This window comes from Psychrobacter sp. CX16, assembly GCF_057396245.1.
In genome coordinates this window covers 1-16,296 of the sequence record NZ_JBXYJF010000014.1, presented here as the reverse complement: position 1 = coordinate 16,296, position 16,296 = coordinate 1, and the positions used below count along the sequence as shown (strand labels likewise).

Annotated in this window: 15 protein-coding genes; 6 read left to right on the top strand and 9 right to left on the bottom strand. The window is 39.9% G+C overall.

Features of this window, described 5'->3' with window-relative positions; all coding sequences use genetic code 11:
- Positions 1-237 precede the first annotated feature (237 nt).
- Positions 238-1,365: a hypothetical protein gene (locus AC2SLM_RS06835; RefSeq protein WP_486552815.1), complete on the top strand. Its 1,128-nt coding sequence runs from the start codon at positions 238-240 to the stop codon at positions 1,363-1,365.
- 61 nt (positions 1,366-1,426) lie between these two features.
- On the opposite strand, the gene AC2SLM_RS06830 is transcribed toward AC2SLM_RS06835, so the two are convergent.
- The 4 genes from AC2SLM_RS06830 to AC2SLM_RS06815 all read right to left on the bottom strand — a co-directional run bounded on the left by AC2SLM_RS06830 (position 1,427) and on the right by AC2SLM_RS06815 (position 5,300).
- Complete coding sequence (locus tag AC2SLM_RS06830; RefSeq protein WP_486552813.1) at positions 1,427-1,729, bottom strand: helix-turn-helix domain-containing protein; 303 nt, start codon at positions 1,727-1,729, stop codon at positions 1,427-1,429.
- Positions 1,722-2,054 (bottom strand): type II toxin-antitoxin system RelE/ParE family toxin, encoded by a 333-nt coding sequence (locus AC2SLM_RS06825; protein WP_486552812.1) that lies wholly within the window; start codon positions 2,052-2,054, stop codon positions 1,722-1,724. Before AC2SLM_RS06825 ends, AC2SLM_RS06830 begins: the two co-directional genes overlap by 8 nt.
- Before the next feature lie 318 nt (positions 2,055-2,372).
- A complete protein-coding gene (locus AC2SLM_RS06820; RefSeq protein ID WP_486552810.1) occupies positions 2,373-3,485 on the bottom strand; it encodes a Fic family protein in 1,113 nt (370 codons plus the stop codon).
- 174 nt (positions 3,486-3,659) lie between these two features.
- A complete protein-coding gene (locus tag AC2SLM_RS06815; RefSeq protein WP_486552809.1) occupies positions 3,660-5,300 on the bottom strand; it encodes an exonuclease SbcCD subunit D C-terminal domain-containing protein in 1,641 nt (546 codons plus the stop codon).
- Between the two features lie 249 nt (positions 5,301-5,549).
- On the opposite strand from AC2SLM_RS06815, the gene AC2SLM_RS06810 reads away from it, so the two are divergent.
- Both AC2SLM_RS06810 and AC2SLM_RS06805 read left to right on the top strand, forming a co-directional pair.
- Positions 5,550-6,737, top strand: a complete 1,188-nt coding sequence (locus tag AC2SLM_RS06810) for a methyltransferase (protein WP_486552807.1) — start codon at positions 5,550-5,552, stop codon at positions 6,735-6,737.
- Positions 6,738-6,863: 126 nt separating this feature from the next.
- Positions 6,864-7,454 carry a hypothetical protein gene (locus AC2SLM_RS06805; RefSeq protein WP_486552805.1) on the top strand — a complete coding sequence of 197 codons (591 nt, stop codon included), beginning with the start codon at positions 6,864-6,866 and terminating at the stop codon, positions 7,452-7,454.
- A 164-nt stretch (positions 7,455-7,618) separates the two neighbouring features.
- Here AC2SLM_RS06805 and cysG read toward each other — a convergent pair whose 3' ends face one another.
- The 4 genes from cysG to AC2SLM_RS06785 all read right to left on the bottom strand — a co-directional run bounded on the left by cysG (position 7,619) and on the right by AC2SLM_RS06785 (position 12,324).
- On the bottom strand, positions 7,619-9,085 hold the full coding sequence (gene cysG / locus AC2SLM_RS06800) for a siroheme synthase CysG (protein ID WP_486552803.1): 1,467 nt from the start codon (positions 9,083-9,085) through the stop codon (positions 7,619-7,621).
- A gap of 212 nt (positions 9,086-9,297) precedes the next feature.
- Positions 9,298-9,942: a phosphoadenosine phosphosulfate reductase domain-containing protein gene (locus AC2SLM_RS06795; protein WP_486552801.1), complete on the bottom strand. Its 645-nt coding sequence runs from the start codon at positions 9,940-9,942 to the stop codon at positions 9,298-9,300.
- Positions 9,943-10,019: 77 nt separating this feature from the next.
- Positions 10,020-10,649: a DUF934 domain-containing protein gene (locus AC2SLM_RS06790; protein WP_486552799.1), complete on the bottom strand. Its 630-nt coding sequence runs from the start codon at positions 10,647-10,649 to the stop codon at positions 10,020-10,022.
- Positions 10,642-12,324 (bottom strand): nitrite/sulfite reductase, encoded by a 1,683-nt coding sequence (locus tag AC2SLM_RS06785; protein ID WP_486552797.1) that lies wholly within the window; start codon positions 12,322-12,324, stop codon positions 10,642-10,644. Before AC2SLM_RS06785 ends, AC2SLM_RS06790 begins: the two co-directional genes overlap by 8 nt.
- A gap of 189 nt (positions 12,325-12,513) precedes the next feature.
- Here AC2SLM_RS06785 and cls point away from each other — a divergent pair, with 189 nt between their 5' ends.
- Positions 12,514-13,953 (top strand): cardiolipin synthase, encoded by a 1,440-nt coding sequence (cls, locus tag AC2SLM_RS06780; RefSeq protein ID WP_486552795.1) that lies wholly within the window; start codon positions 12,514-12,516, stop codon positions 13,951-13,953.
- Between the two features lie 175 nt (positions 13,954-14,128).
- Positions 14,129-15,091, top strand: coding sequence for a WG repeat-containing protein (locus tag AC2SLM_RS06775; protein ID WP_486552793.1), 963 nt, complete (start codon positions 14,129-14,131; stop codon positions 15,089-15,091).
- 90 nt (positions 15,092-15,181) lie between these two features.
- Here the strand turns inward: AC2SLM_RS06775 and AC2SLM_RS06770 are convergent, their stop codons facing one another.
- Complete coding sequence (locus AC2SLM_RS06770) at positions 15,182-15,733, bottom strand: hypothetical protein (protein ID WP_486552791.1); 552 nt, start codon at positions 15,731-15,733, stop codon at positions 15,182-15,184.
- Positions 15,734-16,019: 286 nt separating this feature from the next.
- On the opposite strand from AC2SLM_RS06770, the gene AC2SLM_RS06765 reads away from it, so the two are divergent.
- The coding region (locus tag AC2SLM_RS06765; RefSeq protein WP_486552477.1) for a helix-turn-helix domain-containing protein at positions 16,020-16,296 on the top strand (277 nt) is incomplete at its 3' end.

Below are 16,296 nucleotides of genomic sequence, written 5' to 3'. Positions count from 1 at the left end.
AAAATCGAGGCTAAACCGCTCCTCTGATGCAAGGTTAGTGTATCAAATAAAAAAATTGTATAGATTTCAATTTAAAAAAGTAGGTAAACTGGTAGGTTGACGTAGAGTAGTAAAACTAATTTTAAATAATTATTTAGTATCATAATTTAACGCAACGTTCGAACTAATTGTATCAATTTAACTTTTACATTATAGCTTTTAGTAGAATCTTTCAAAATTTGGGGTTTTGATGGCAATATGAGCATTGAGTCATTGAATGAAAAACAAGCTTTAAAAGCCTGTATCGACGATACTATAGCTTTTAAAAATATGTACATGCAAATTCATAGCTTACCTGAAGTAGGTCTACTGCTTAATGGTTTTATGACTGAAATAGCAATGTTTACAATTGAAAGCTATGATGTAATTACAAGAATAAATCCCGAAATGAAACAATTGTTCGATAATGATGCAATAGATAAACTAAGACTCAGTCGTCATCGAGCTAAGTTATTTGACTCAAAAAAAGACTTCTATGAAGTCTTGTCTATCCTAAAAACTATTGATGAAAACGAAATCAAAAGGTATAAAGAGCTTAATTCTAATAATATAGGTTCTATACTTCCTTTCCTAATTGATGATATGGGTATTACCCAATTTAATGGTAGATTTATTACAACTACTCATTCAACCATTTATGACTTTGGACCAAATTTTAAATTTGATGAAAAGTATGCATTTGAATTAGGGCAAAGTATTGGTGTTTATCTTCAGACTGTTATAAATGAATTTGATGTTGATGTTAATGAAGATATCGAGTTAACAAAATATAAATCAAATATTCGTCAATATGAGACAAAGGATATAAAAAGTAAAAAACTATATTCACGTATTAATTTTCAGAATAGTAATAAAAATTTCGCACCTGCTTTATCATTATTATTGGTACGGCTTAATTATACAAGATACATTACTTCGCAGTTTTTCCAAGAAGGAAGTCTATGTCTATTAAGATTAAGGTTTGTAAATGTATATCATACTTTAAGCTCTTTAAGAAAAATACAATCTTTGATTATGCAAAATGATCCAACTCCTACAGAAAAAATCTTTTTCAAATCTATATTTGCTTGCAATGATGTTAAGTGGCTCCTAAGCCAAGGACAACTTCGAAATTTTTTAACCCATTATTTTCTAGATAGTAAACAATTAAGAAAGATGCCAATAAATTTTACTCGGGTAGAGGCTATAGAAATTCTAAGTGGAGGTATTAAATGTAGTGATATAGATGCAAGACTAATTAGTACTATTGATATTGTCACTAATAAAATTGAAGGAATATTCAATCTCAAGGCGGATATGTCTTGGTTAGGTAGAAATAAAATATAGCAAACTTAGGCAGAGCTTTAATCCCATAAAATTACTATTGCCTACTGGAAATTAATCAATCTTAATCAACATCTACTAAATCACTTTCTGACTTTCTTTGAGTAAAATCTAAACTAATATCGACACCCAAATTTGCATTAATATTGACGAGAGCATCTAAGCTGAATTTGCTAATTTTTCCGTGCAACAAATCATTTAGCCGAGGTTGAGTAATTCCACAACGTTTAGCAATTTCACTTTGAGTGCCTGACATGTGCTTAATCATATCGATAATATAGTGCATTAACTCAGCACGCATTTTTAAGTTAGCACTTTGAACGGGCGTATCACATATGGCATCGAATACAGACGTATATCTAGTCATCCTGTAACTCCTTTATAAGTTTATTTAGCCTTGATTTAGCAAGCGTAATATCTGATTGAGGTGTTTTTTGAGTCTTTTTAGTAAAGGCGTGTAAAACATAGATAACATCAGCGAATTTAGCAGTGTAAATGACTCGATAAATACCATTAGCATCTTTAAGTCGAATTTCGATAACACCACTGCCTATACTTTGCATGGGTTTAAAATCATCTGGCATATCGCCTATTTGGACTTTATGAAGTTGATATCCTGTATCTTGCTTTATGTTCTCAGGAAATGAACGAACTTCATCTAATGAAGTCCCCAAAAACTCAATATCTTTCATAGAATCCTTTTAATTACTTATTGTATTATATCAGTACTGATATAAAAGTGATAGGATGTACTAAATTTATTTAGAGTTCATACTTCTGATAATTATGTATGAGTATTCGATTTTTTTAATGCTTAGATTTATATAGAGTGAACAACACTACGCAAACTTCTAATCTTACTTAATTCAAACCTCACCCGAATTAACATCTTCATGAGTTGCCTCATGCAATATCTGCTGATAAGCATCCTGTAGCTCGTCCTTCTGTGATTCAGCGATACATGCATCGCTAAAACACTTCTTCATACTATGTGCTGGGTACTGGGTACATTAAATCTGATGGGGCAAACGATATTTTCTGGCTTTGCGCTCGCCACTGGCGATTAATAAATCTTGTTGGACTAAAGCGTTTAGGTAGCGTCTGACGGTAGAGGCGGATTTGCGTATCAAGATTTGAGCGTCACTATTACTAATACTCGAATTTGTCTGTAAGAATTCGCTAATCAACAAATAAGCTTGTTTTTCGTTGTCAGTCAGTTTACTGTATTTATCGCTCACTATATCAACTTTATCGCCCATTTCGCTATCTTTATCGCTCAAATCATCATTCTTATCGCTCATTTCTACCGATTTATCGCTCACATCAGTGGTTTTGGCGTTATCAGGATTATAGCTAACGTCTTTATCAGTACCCTCATTAGTGTAGGCATTGACCATATTCAAAATAGCATCAAGCATAAACTCAATAAACACAGTGCAGTTATTGGCTTTATCTGCGAGCCCTAGTACTCTATAATATTGTGCTTGGTTTTCATAGACAATCGTCTCTACTGGCAACCATGCAAACACAGGGTTTTGAAGACTTAATAATACGGTTTGCCACAACCTACCCATGCGTCCATTTCCATCACTAAAGGGATGTATGACTTCAATTTCATAGTGCATCACCGCACTTTTTATCAAAATAGGCGTGTCCTCGGTTTTTGCCCAGTTAAATAAATCCGTCATGAGCTTAGGGACAAACTGTGGGCGTGCTCCCATATGGATAAGGTTGCCTGAACTGTCATAGATGCCAATATCGCTTTGTCGCCATTCCCCTGAATAATCTGCCAAGCCCTTTGTCATCATCCCATGTGCGGTTAAAAAATCATTAATGCTATAAGGGTCAAAGTTTAAGATTTGCTCATATGCATCATAGGCGTTTTTAACCTCTTGAATTTCTTTAGGGTTGCCAAGCACCCATTTACCGTTGATAATATCAGTCATTTGCGTTAGTGTTAATGAGTTATTTTCTATGGCTAATGACGACTGAATAGAACGCAGACGATTGTCTTTTCTTAGGTGCAGTTGCCTTTCATAGGCTACTTCTAATCGTCCTATCTGTTGTGAGATTAGCACGATTTGATTTAGCATGGTATTGGTGAGGGTAAAGGGCGGTTTCATAGCATATCCAAATTTTACAACCTGTATGTATGTTTATATTGGTTGGGGCTTTATAGGATAAACCATCAGGGTGTTATTTACGAGTTAAGAGTATTTAAGACGACTAGATGCGGTGTTGATAAGCGTTAATTAGTTTTCTTGAAGATTTGACTGTTAAAATACGTCATACTCAATTCAAACCTCACCCGAATTAACATCCTCATGAGTCGCTTCATGCAATATCTGCTGATAAGCATCCCGAAGCTCATCCTTTTGTGACTCAGAGATATCATGCACCGTCATACAGCGCTCAAAAACTTCCATCACATTCAGGTCCTGTAGCGTCTCAGTACTATTCTCAGACGTTAATACCTTATTATAATTATTCGTGTTCTTTATCTTTAACGCTTTAAATGGGGTATCTTCAAGTAACGTCTGTATTTCCTCATTGAGATTACTCACGATTTCATTACCTTCATAGATAACTTCCAACCAAATAACCTCATCTTTAGGAAGTGTATTTATGAACTGCTCAATATGTGTCATATCTCCTTTAATCTGCATTAACTTTTGAAAGGTAGGGATGGGTATAGAGGTAATCAGCATCTGCTTATCGTGATCGTGATAAACAGGAATAGGCGAGTCGATGCCATTTGTATCAAAGCTATCTATATAAAAACTATCTACATTAGCTGGATCAGTTGAAATAGTATTACTCGGGAGTTCTTCAGACGATTTATCTATTTTATCTTCCTCGCTATTATCTTCACTAGTCGCATCATCGATACCCGCAAACAGATCATCTATAAATAGACTGTCTTTATTTTTAAGTTTAGGCTTAACCGATGGTTTTGAGGGTGTTTCAGAAGTAGACGTTTCTGACGTAGATGTTTGTAAGGTTGGGGTTATAAAGGTTTCATTTGAATTAGGTGTTAACTGTTGGCTATGATCTAAACGCTCATCTATCGAGTCGCCAAACCGAATCAACAAAACTTGCTTTTGCTGGCGAGCCTCCCCAAAACCCATCGGAATCGGCGAACCACTATATCGAATGTGCTCACGTGCACCGACACGTTGTGGTACATGCAAATGACCAAGCGCCACATAATCAAAACAGTCTGCAAACATATCAGCCGATATTTTACCCAATGAGCCAACGTATAAATTGCGTACCCCATCATCATCTGTGGTACGTCCACCCGACGCAAATAAATGACCGGTAGCAATAATCGGAATATGACGTTGGTATTGTTCAGTAAGCTTATCTTGTTGGGATTTGGCAATTTCTGCCACACCATCGTAATGTGCTTTGATACCTTCTATGACTTTGCTGTCTTTATCACTATCAGACTCGCCCGCTCGACTACTGCGAACATCACGATCACGCAAATAAGGGACAGCAGTTATGATACAACAAGGAGTGCCTTCGCTATCTTTGAGGGTCAACACCTCGGCTTCTAAATCCTCACAAGCTGTTCCGATTACATGCACATTTAAGAACTTTAAAATATTGCTGGGCGCATCAAGAAAGGTAGGGGAATCGTGATTGCCGGCAACGATGACGATATGCTGACAGATTGAATGCGCAACCCGTCCCAAAAATTCATAATATAACGCCTGCGCTCTATTGCTAGGCGTCATAGTATCGAAAATATCACCTGCGACAATAAGAACATCGACTTGATAGCGGTTAATGGCGGCTTGTAACCATGCTAAAAAAGCCTCAAATTCTTCATATCGCATTTGACCGTATAATCGACGACCTAGATGCCAGTCCGAGGTATGCAGTATGGTTAAAGGTTTTGAAGGGGTAGATGGTTCGGTGGACTTTGACATATAAGATATTACAACGCTTAACTAGTTTAGAGGATGACTTAATCAACAAAAGATTTAGGATGAAATAATCATACCATAAATAGTTTTAAGCAGGCTTATAAGCAGCTTTAAGAAGTTGATATGCTATTTCTTAACATCTTTATAAGAAGGTTGCTAACAATTTTGAATACTTACCTTCTGGTGTTGCGAAGTTGGCTCGTCAATAGTGTATGATATGCCCATCAAATTAATAAGTGAAAGGCATAATAAGTGTTAGAACCAACAAAGCAGTATGTAAAGTGGCAAGAGAACGGATCAGAGCATCAAGCACGCTGGCTATCGCAAAGCGGCTATGATGCACCAAAATGTATGGTAATTATTGATGATACGACAACAGCAGGTGAGGCTTATCGCTTAGCGAATGCTGGCACGTCTATGCTATGGAGAGGTGATTTTCAAAACGCTAAACAGCTTATTCAAGCGCTACAAAGACGTATTGAGCGTAATGAGCTGCGCAAAAGTGAGAAAGCAGCCAAAAAAGCGGCTCAAAATGAAAGTGGTTCAAATCAAACTTCAGATTCAAAGGCTTTATCGAATCTATTTCATAAAAATCGTTTGGCTCAAAGTCAACGCTCTCGAATATTAAGCCGTCTGCTTTTGCAGTTGGATGCTGGATATATTAGTCAATTACGCCGCGCGCCTGATGTGAGTGCGGCATGTACTGCTGCTTTTGGTGAACTGAATGAATCGTGCGTATTGTCTCTACGTGAGTTACAAGGGGCATTAGGGGCGGCTCAGTGGCGTGAAAAAGGGGTCCCGATTAAGGCATTAGGATTATCAATTTACCCACATTACGGTGTATTTGCGCCGACTCGCCAAGAATATGTGCAATTGCTGCTTAATGCACCGCTACCTGACAGTCGTAATATTGCTTATGACATTGGTACTGGCACAGGCTTACTGGCTATTGTACTTGCCAAACGTGGCTTTAATCAGATCATAGCGACGGACTTAAGCCCTCGAGCGTTGGACTGCGCTCAGGATAATTTGAATCGTTTAGAGTTAACGAACGTGCAATTGCAACAGGCGGACTTATTCCCAACAGATGCGCCTGCTGCCGACTTAATCGTCTGTAACCCACCTTGGATACCGGCTAAGCCAAGCTCACCATTAGAGTATGCTATTTATGATGCGAACAGTACCATGCTACGAGGATTCTTAAAAGGGGTGAAGCAACATTTGGCTGAGAATGGCGAGATTTGGTTGGTTCTGTCTGATTTAGCAGAGCACCTTAAATTACGAACGCGTGAAGAGTTATTAGGTTGGTTTGAAGAGGCTGGATTGACAGTAAAATATCGACTAGATACTCAGCCGACGCATAGTAAAAGCCAAGATGAAAATGATCCGCTATATGTAGCACGCAATAAAGAAGTTACTTCGTTATGGTGTTTGGTTTAATTTTAATTTGTTTAAACCTAATTGTAGTATATTTTCTTCGTATTTCCATGATTAATTCAAATTAGACAGTTAGTATAAAAACATCATCTAATGATAGAAGCAATCATTTAATACTGAGGAATAACGATGTCATCCGCTACAACCAAGAAATCAACGCTTAAGGATAAATCTGTCGAAAATAGAAATTCTATCGATGGGTCAGCAAGAACTATTAACCTACTTAAAACCAGTGTGGATAAAACACCCTCTAACATAAGATCAGTTGAAATATTTAATTATAATACAATCAGTGAAAGCTCGCGCATTATTAGTTGTTATGCGCTATTAGGTGGTGGAGTAGGTGGGCTGGTGCTATGCTTAGTTATTTCATTAATAGCCATGTACCCTTGGTTTGCAGTGCTACCGTTTGCATTCATTGGTGGATCAGTGATTGGCTTTATTCCTTCACTTATCACTGCGATGATACTGCTTAAGCGCAAAACCATTCTTAATCATCCTTCTAAATGGATTGAACTCTTTATCATTGGTGCTGTAGTTTGCGCTCTGTATTCAGTGATTTTAATAATTGTATCAAGCTATTTGAATGCGATTCCTTTACTGGAAGGTTTTTCAGATCTAATCTTTATTGCATTGGCGATGGCTGGTATAGGTGGTATTAGTAGTTTTATAATTGGTGGTTTTGTGTTTCCAAGACAGTCGTATTGCGTTAATAAGTAGAAGGTGCATTATCAATTCATTAATTTAATGCCTTAAAAATATGTCTAAACTTTTGATTGAAAATACAGATAAAACTTAATTTTGAAATTAAGAAAAACATATTATGGAACGCCTTCTAATTTAAATTAAAAGGCGTTTCTTGTTTTAGCAGTATAGCTAAGACTTTAAACCATATTAAGCGCATGTGCCTGCTGATCCGTATCCGCAATGTGCTCACCATACCACGCCAACTCATCATGCAGTTTTGCCACTTCACCGACGATTAGCAGAGCAGGGGTAGGTAGGGGATTGGCGTCATGTTTGGCAACGATGTCTTGAAGTGTGCCCGTCACGACTTGCTGTGTCGGAAGGCTGGCTTGGGATATGATGGCGATAGGGGTATCAGCATCTCGTCCTGCATCCATTAATCCTTTTGTTAAGCGCTCGATTGAATGTAGCCCCATATAAAACACTATTGTCTCATTGGGATTAGTCAATGAGTCAAAGCCATTATTAGGCTCGCCAGATTTTAAGAAACCTGTGACAAAACGCACCGATTGTGAGTGATCACGGTGGGTAAGCGGTATACCAGTATAGCAAGCGGCGGCGCCGGCTGCGGTAATACCAGGTACGACTTGATAGGGAATATTTGCTGCACGTAGCGCTTGTATTTCTTCACCGCCACGTCCAAATACAAAAGGGTCGCCTCCTTTTAGGCGCACCACACGCTTACCAGATTGCGCTGCATTGATCATGAGTTGATTAATGCCTTGTTGAGCCACCGCATGATTGCTGCGTTTTTTACCAACAAAGACTTTATCAGCATCACGTCGGCATAAATCAAGCACCTCAGCGGATACCAACGCATCATAATAAACGATATCGGCTTGTTGCATTAAGCGTAAAGCTTTGAAGGTCAAAAGCTCAGGATCACCAGGACCTGCACCAACGATGTACACTTCACCCACAGGCTGCGCTTTAGTCTGCTTGTCATCGTCTTGCTTATTTGATAACTGCTGATGGGTTTGCTCTAGCTGTTGCTTTAGTGCTTGCTCTGCATCCGAAGTACGACCGGCAAACATAAGCTCGCTGACTTTACCTTCAAATGCTTTTTCCCAAAACTGACGACGACCAGTAAGCGTCGGAATCTTAGACTTTACCTCATCGCGCATATCACCAGCGAGTTTAGCCAGCTTTCCATAGCCTTGTGGAATTAAGGTCTCTAAGCGGGCGCGGGTTAGGCGAGCAAGTACTGGCGCTTTACCGTTAGACGATATCCCAATCACAATTGGACTTCTATCAACAATGGCTGGGAAGATAAAGTCACATAGTGGCGGTGTATCGACCACGTTAACAGGTATGTTTAGCGCCTTACAATCGGCATGTACTTGGTGATTTAAGGCCTCATCGTCTGTACCCGCTATGACAATACGCTTGCCGGTTAGATACTGCTTATCGTATTCGGCAGTAATGAGCTGGTGCTTGTCATCATTAAGTAGCTCACGAATCTCATGGCTAATCTCTGGCGCAACAATAGTTATATGCGCGCCGGCACGTGACAGCAGGTCTGCTTTACGTTGAGCGACTTCGCCGCCACCCACAATTAATACGGGCTGATCTGTTAGTTTGAAAAACAAAGGAAAGGTATTCATAATCGGTATACTGTTTATTATAAGATGCCCTCATTATGGCGTATTAGCCGCCAACAAGTATGGAAGGATTTGATATTACTTAATTCAAGATTGTCATAACAGGCTATTAACTAAGCTATTTTATGAATTTATAGATCAAAAAAGCCGCTTAACTTGGGTTAAGCAGCTTTTTATACAATACAGTAAGAGAGGTTATAGCACAGTAAAAGAAATTACAGCTGAGTATGTAGACCACACTCACGGTTCTCTTCTACTTTGGTCGGATCAAAATAACGCTTTTCATCCGGCAAACCATGTTTGGCAATATAATCCAACTGATCTTGTTTTGACCAATGATAGATAGGCGCCACCTTTAGGATACCTTGAGAACTGCGACTTAAGATATCAAGCGATTTACGAAAATCGGTTTGATCACCTCGAATACCGGTTATCCAAGTATCTGGTTTGAACTCATCCAATGCTTTTTGGAAAGGATCAATTTTTACCAGCTTAGTAAATAGCTCATGATTATCATCGTTAGGTGTCGGAATACCTTCACGGCGAAACTGCTGTAATCGCTCAGTTTCTTCTGGATGACGCACATGCAGATTCAGCTTTAATAAATCTGTAACTCTTTGTGCATATTCCAAAGTAGGGTCTACGTTATATCCCGTATCTACCCATAGCACAGGAATATCGGGAATAACTTGAGTAACCAAATGCAAAATAGCAGCGGTATGGGGACGAAAGTTAGTCGTCAATATTGGATTCTCTGCATGCTCTGCTACCCACTCTACAATCTGAGTGGGTGTTTTGCCTTGCAACTGATGATTATAATCATCAATATCCAAGCTTTGAGTCAATGTAGGCTGTGACATAGTAGTCCCTTAATATGGACAAATTTAAATGTTTAGTGCTGTATGGTAAAAGACAAGCGCTTATTCAAACCAAACGCTTATCTAAACATGGGTAATTGACTGGCTACGCTACCGTCGTATGAGGAGGGGAGAGCGCTAAATAGGAACTCAATATTCTCTGTCAGCTTATCATCAGCAATGACAAAAGTATCCACGCCAGCACGCTTTAAATAGGCGATTTGATCAAGGCCAAAGTCGCCAGTGATACGAATTTCACCTGTAAAACCTTGCTGACGTAAATGGCGGGCCTGACTAAAGCTTCGTCCATCAACAAAAGAGGGTTGATATAAGACAATTAAGTCAAGATTATTAAGCAGTGTGCGGTCCGCGTCTTTGCAAGCTTGTAGTAAATCATCAAGCTGCTCAGTACTGACATCAGTATCCGCCCATAAACCTATACGACTTGAGCGCGTTGCAATTAAAGCTAATAGCTCACTTAATAAGCCTGTCGGCATACTTGAGCTAGCTGATTTAGCATTTTCTCGTGACCCAACCACTTCATTAAAAGGCAGTATCACATCTAAGCGCTCTTCTTTATGAAGTAGCTCACTGAGATGGATGCTTTTGATCGCCACAGACTCTGGAAACTCAGGCGTCTCGATGGCATACCAGCTGTCGTCAGAGGTTATGTTGACAGCGTCATTATTTAAGACATGATAATTACCCATATACTGCCTCCTTGAAGGGTTTGATACCCACACGTTGTACGAAGTCAGCAAAAGGCTCGGTGCTATCGCCCTCGACATGACGCTGATCGGTATAGACGTTTAAGATTTTCTCAAGTGTTGGCGCGACCTCTTCTGTCGCAACTGAGCGACCAAGGATGTTGCCAAGACGGGTGTCCTTCTTCGAGCTACCACCTAGGCTGATTTGATACCAATGTTCGCCTTTTTTATCGACACCCAAGATACCGATATCGCCAACATGGTGATGAGCGCAGGCATTCATACAGCCAGACATATTGAGCTGAATATCACCTAAGTCATACAGATAATCTAAGTTATCAAAGTGCTTCTCGATTTGCTCAGCGATGTTGTAAGTGGTGGCGTTCGCCAGCGAGCACAAATCAAAACCTGGACAAACAATCATATCGGTTAAAGTACCAATATTTGGACGCGCAAGATTGATTTCAGTTAATGCCTCCCATAGTGCATATAGATCGGTCTCTTTTACATCAGCAAAAACTAAGTTTTGTTGATGGGTTGCTCTAATTTCACCGAAGCTATAGCTATCAGCAAGATCGGCAATGCGATCAAGTTGATACTCCGTGACATCACCTGCCGGTACATATTTACCGTCTACCAGTCCTGCCTTTAAGGACACTATGACTGCCCGATAGCCTGCCACTTTATGAGCGACCGTATTACGAGAATACCAGTCAGCAAAGGCCTTTTCTTGCAAATGCTTGTTAAGCTCAGTTTTGCTCGCTAGCTCATCAATATTGTCATAATCAAATTCTGGGAAGTAGCTTTTGGCAGTGTCAAAGTTGTCTTCGGTCAGCGTCAAAGGCCCATCTTTGGTGAAGGTTTCCCACTCTTTTTCGACTAATTTGCCAAATTCCCTAGCGCCCATACTGTCTACTAGGATTTTGATACGGGCTTTATATTTATTATCACGACGTCCATGTAAGTTATACACACGTAAGATGGCATCTAAATAGCTTAATAGATGCTGACGCGGCAAAAATTCACGGATGGTTTTACCGATAATGGGGGTACGACCTAGACCACCACCAACAATCACCTCAAAGCCGATCTCACCTTCTTCATTTTTTATCACGTGTAAACCGATATCATGGACCTGAGTGGCTGCACGGTCCTCATAAGTACCAATCACCGCAATTTTGAACTTACGCGGTAGGAAGGCAAATTCAGGATGGAAAGTTGACCACTGACGGATAATTTCGCAATAAGGACGGGGGTCTTCAATCTCGTTGGCATTAACGCCTGCATAAGGATCAGTAGTCGTATTTCGGATACAGTTACCAGATGTTTGAATCGCATGCATCTGTACCGAAGCCAATTCAGCTAGGATATCAGGCACTTCTTCAAGCTTCGGCCAGTTTAATTGTAAGTTAGTACGTGTGGTAAAGTGTCCATAACCACGGTCATATTTACGAGTAATCTCTGCAAGCTTACGAATTTGGTAGCTTGCCATAAGGCCATAAGGTACGGCGATACGTAACATGGGCGCATGACGCTGGATATATAGGCCATTTTGCAGGCGCAGTGGCAAATATTGCTCTTCGGGTAATTCTCCCGCTAGGAAACGACGAGTTTGATCGCGAAATTGCTCAACTCGCTCGTCAACCATGGCTTGGTCCGCATGAGTGTATTTGTACATAATTAATATGCCTTTAGATAAATAAAAATCATGGCCTTATAGTACCTATGCTTCAGGTCTTTTATAAATTCATATCTGACATATACATATACAAAGTAGGCATAGGTTAATAATAAGAGGCTTCTTAAGCCTATGAATATCCTATAATAGGTATAAAAAACTTTGTTTACTTTTACTTAGGCGTTATTTATGTTACTAAACCTCCTATTAACCTTACATTTTCTGCTTTGGCTAGTTATCTCATTACGGGTACTGGCCCGTCATGACTTATCATCACCGGCGCGCCTTGCTTGGATGGTGGTTCTGTTTATCTTGCCCTATGCAGGCGTGATTGTATATTGGATGTTCGGTGAGGTGCATTTAGGGCTTAACTTTAATTATCGCAACGATCATATTAAACAGCAGCTATATGACAATTTTCCGGATATTTTTGGCAACGACAGTACTCTAAAAGAGGTAGTGAAACGAGAACATCAACCTGCCTTGGCCTATGCCTCTGCAGTGACAGGATTTAAGACCACCTTAGGTAACAAGGCAGAGTTAATGGCAGATGCAAAGGCAACGCAAGAACGAATGATTGCCGACTTTGATGCCGCTACCGATCATATCCATGTAATGTACTACATCTGGTTAGAGGATGGTATGGGTACAGCGGTTGCCGAAGCCTTGATTCGTGCTGCAACGCGTGGAGTCAAATGCCGAGCGATGGCAGATGGAATGGGGTCACGCCACTTAATACGCTCTAATCTTTGGCAGCGTATGAAAGATGCTGGGGTTGAGATGAGTGTTGCTCTACCGATTAGTAATATCATAAAGGTTATCTTATTTAGCCGTATTGATTTGCGTAATCACCGCAAGATTACTGTTATCGATGGCAAGATTGGTTATGTGGGTAGCCGTAATAGCGCCGACCCTGAGTTTCGGGTTAAGCCAAATTACGCGCCTTGGGTCGATATTATGCTAAGGGTAGAAGGCCCAGTGGTTGCTCAAAATCAGATGTTATTTGCCAGAGATTGGCTAATGGAGAATCCAGAGACACCTCTTGATAGCTTCCCTTATATCATTAATCCGAAGCAATATGGCTATCCGGCACAAGTATTCGCCGATGGTCCCAGTCAGCGTCAAGGCACAACGCCGCAGTTTTTAAGTACCTTGATGAGTCAAGCTCAGCACAGTCTCATTATCTCAACCCCTTATTTTGTGCCTGACCATACCCTGATTAACATGATATGCGCTGCTGCCTATCGTGGGGTAGAGGTGACGATGATATTCCCCAAAAAGAATGACTCCTTTATTGTCGCCGCCACCAGTCACAGTTATTACTATCAGTTGCTAGAAGCTGGCGTAAAAGTCTATGAATATAAGCCTGGACTATTACACGCTAAGACACTTACAGTTGACGGTCAGATTAGTCTCATCGGCTCGACCAATTTAGACTTACGCAGTTTTGATTTGAATTATGAAAATAACATGCTTTTTTATGATCAAGGCCTAACCGCTGAAATCGTCAAACGTCAATATCAATATATTGAAGACTCTGACGAGGTCAGCAGTGCACAGGTCAGAGACTGGCCGTTATATTACCGAATTTGGAACAACATTGTGGCAACCATGGGGCCGGTTCTATAGCTTTTAGAGTATCTATATACCAATTAGAAGATGAATTGCCCTTTGGTGGTTTTATTATTGACGATTATCAAAAAACTTTGTTTAATTAAACCACGGTTAATAAACTTTTTATTATAATATTAATAAATCTAATCATATTTCCCTCATGCTCTCACCTCCAAAAGGAGTTTGTCCCATGCCAGCAACGTCCTCTTCCTTTATTAAGCTCATCCCTTTAGCTGCTATATTAAGCGGTATGTTTATCGCATTGCCTGCTCAGGCTTATGAAGAGTGTAAACCACCCAAAGCCAAGTATGCACAAATAGACTGTACGTCTGACAAAAACTACTTTATTGGTTCTGATAAAAACTATAATCGCCAAGCTTTATTAAATAAACAGGGTAAGGCGGTCGCAAACCTAAAAGGATATGATTACGTCAGTTGGACGATTAGTGAGGGCGTCTTTGCGGTAGAGAAAAACGGTAAAGTCGGCTATATGAATACACAAGGTAAATTGGTCGTACCCACCATCTATGACAACTTAATTGATCCTAATGACAAATACGATGAATCTTGGGCCAATGACGTGTCAGAAGGTCGTATTGTGGTGGCTAAAAATGGTAAATATGGCATTATTAATACCTCAAATAGGATAGTGCTACCATTTACTAGCAAATATAGCAGCATTGAAGGCATGACTGAGGGTATGGCGCCTATTATGTCTAAGTCTGGCAAATGGGGCTTCTTAAACAAGGACGGTAAAGAAGTAATACCGCCTAAGTACGAAGGTATTGACGGAGATTTTGGTGGTGTATATGGGTTTAGACAAGGCCTAGCAGGCGTGTATGACGGTAAGAAATGGGGCTTTATTACTAAGACAGGTAAAGTAGCTGTTCCGTTTGTATACGATGAAATCAGATCTTTTAGTGAAGGTCTTGCTGGCGCGCTAAAAAATGGCAAATGGGGCTTTATTAATGGTGCAAATAAAACCATCATTCCTTTCCAGTATTCTGATAAGAATGTAGAGCGTTATAGTGTGAACTATATGGGTGCTAATTACTTTGTATTTAATGATGGGATTGCTGAGGTGGCGACGATAAATGATAAGACGGTATGTATCAACAAGTCTGCCAAGAAAGTCGTTTGTCCTAGCTATTAGTCTTATTGACGCTCTTTCTAAATCTATATCCCATAAACACCCTCCATGCCAAAGGCAGAAACAAGACAGTGGTTCGATGGTTTAAATTGGCTATTTAAGTCGACGATAATCGCCTTTTAATGAGGCATCTTGCGTGCAATACTGAGTTAATGCCTGTGGGTTATTACTGTCTATAGATAGAAGGTGGTCTTTAAAGCGGAAGAATACCAAACCATCTTCTTCGCTTTGTGAAGTAGCGTTCTTGTTGACCGGCGCAGTGACCGGCGTAGTATAAACAACACCGTGTAAGGCATCATGACCCATTAAACTGGCAGTGGCTTGATATTGGCAATTGGGGGTGGTGTTACCTTGAGTGCCGATAGTAATGGTAATGTCTTTGGCTGGTACCAACAAGCCATGAGTCGATACCTCAATCACCACGCCCTGATATTCATTATTCATGACCTGATGGCTTGGGTTGATATACAGACCGGCAATCTTAGTCGCGGCCTTCTTGTCCATCTTGGTTTGCGTAAGCGGCTGCTGATCGGCAGGTTTGGCATTAGAGTTTGGCAATATCTGACAGCCTAACAATGAGCTGGCAAGTAGCGCACCAAGAAAATAAAGCTTTACATAACCGTTCTGTTTGACCATTCGACTCATATCTATACCGCCTTGTATAACACCGCAATGTAATTATCATGTGTCCATATTATGCCATAATCTTACTTATTAATCTTCCCTAAGCTCTTTATTGGATATGAGTTTTAGGTGTTAATATCAAAATTTAGCAGGACAATAAGCCCTTTATATTCGGTTTATTGACTACGAATGATTTTTACAGGCGCTCATCTAAATTGAGCTTAATAAAAAGCACCTGATTTAATCAGGTGCTTTTTATTACATATTGTCCCGTCCTAAAATAAGTTTACGAAAAGGAAGCTTATAAATGGACAAAGCAGAAAGATCAAGGATTAAACGAACACAGAAAGATTACACACTCGGCTTTAAATTAGCTGTGGTAGGGCAAGTAGAAAAAGGCGACATGACCTACAAACAAGCCCAAAAGCACTATGGCATACAAGGACGTAGTACCGTCCTAACTTGGCTTAGGAAACATGGTACATTAGACTGGAATACACCGCCAAAGAGCCTAAGAATGCCACACAAAGAAACCCCAGCCCAAATCATAAAAAGACTTGAGCGACAACTGGCTGATGAAAAAA

Coding starts and splice junctions, on each gene's coding strand:
- cls (WP_486552795.1), top strand. CDS start 12,514: ATGTTACTAAACCTCCTATTAACCTTACATTTTCTGCTTTGGCTAGTT.
- AC2SLM_RS06805 (WP_486552805.1), top strand. CDS start 6,864: ATGTCATCCGCTACAACCAAGAAATCAACGCTTAAGGATAAATCTGTC.
- AC2SLM_RS06790 (WP_486552799.1), bottom strand. CDS start 10,649: ATGGGTAATTATCATGTCTTAAATAATGACGCTGTCAACATAACCTCT.
- AC2SLM_RS06770 (WP_486552791.1), bottom strand. CDS start 15,733: ATGAGTCGAATGGTCAAACAGAACGGTTATGTAAAGCTTTATTTTCTT.
- AC2SLM_RS06820 (WP_486552810.1), bottom strand. CDS start 3,485: ATGAAACCGCCCTTTACCCTCACCAATACCATGCTAAATCAAATCGTG.
- AC2SLM_RS06775 (WP_486552793.1), top strand. CDS start 14,129: ATGCCAGCAACGTCCTCTTCCTTTATTAAGCTCATCCCTTTAGCTGCT.
- AC2SLM_RS06815 (WP_486552809.1), bottom strand. CDS start 5,300: ATGTCAAAGTCCACCGAACCATCTACCCCTTCAAAACCTTTAACCATA.
- AC2SLM_RS06795 (WP_486552801.1), bottom strand. CDS start 9,942: ATGTCACAGCCTACATTGACTCAAAGCTTGGATATTGATGATTATAAT.
- AC2SLM_RS06825 (WP_486552812.1), bottom strand. CDS start 2,054: ATGAAAGATATTGAGTTTTTGGGGACTTCATTAGATGAAGTTCGTTCA.
- cysG (WP_486552803.1), bottom strand. CDS start 9,085: ATGAATACCTTTCCTTTGTTTTTCAAACTAACAGATCAGCCCGTATTA.
- AC2SLM_RS06785 (WP_486552797.1), bottom strand. CDS start 12,324: ATGTACAAATACACTCATGCGGACCAAGCCATGGTTGACGAGCGAGTT.
- AC2SLM_RS06830 (WP_486552813.1), bottom strand. CDS start 1,729: ATGACTAGATATACGTCTGTATTCGATGCCATATGTGATACGCCCGTT.
- AC2SLM_RS06835 (WP_486552815.1), top strand. CDS start 238: ATGAGCATTGAGTCATTGAATGAAAAACAAGCTTTAAAAGCCTGTATC.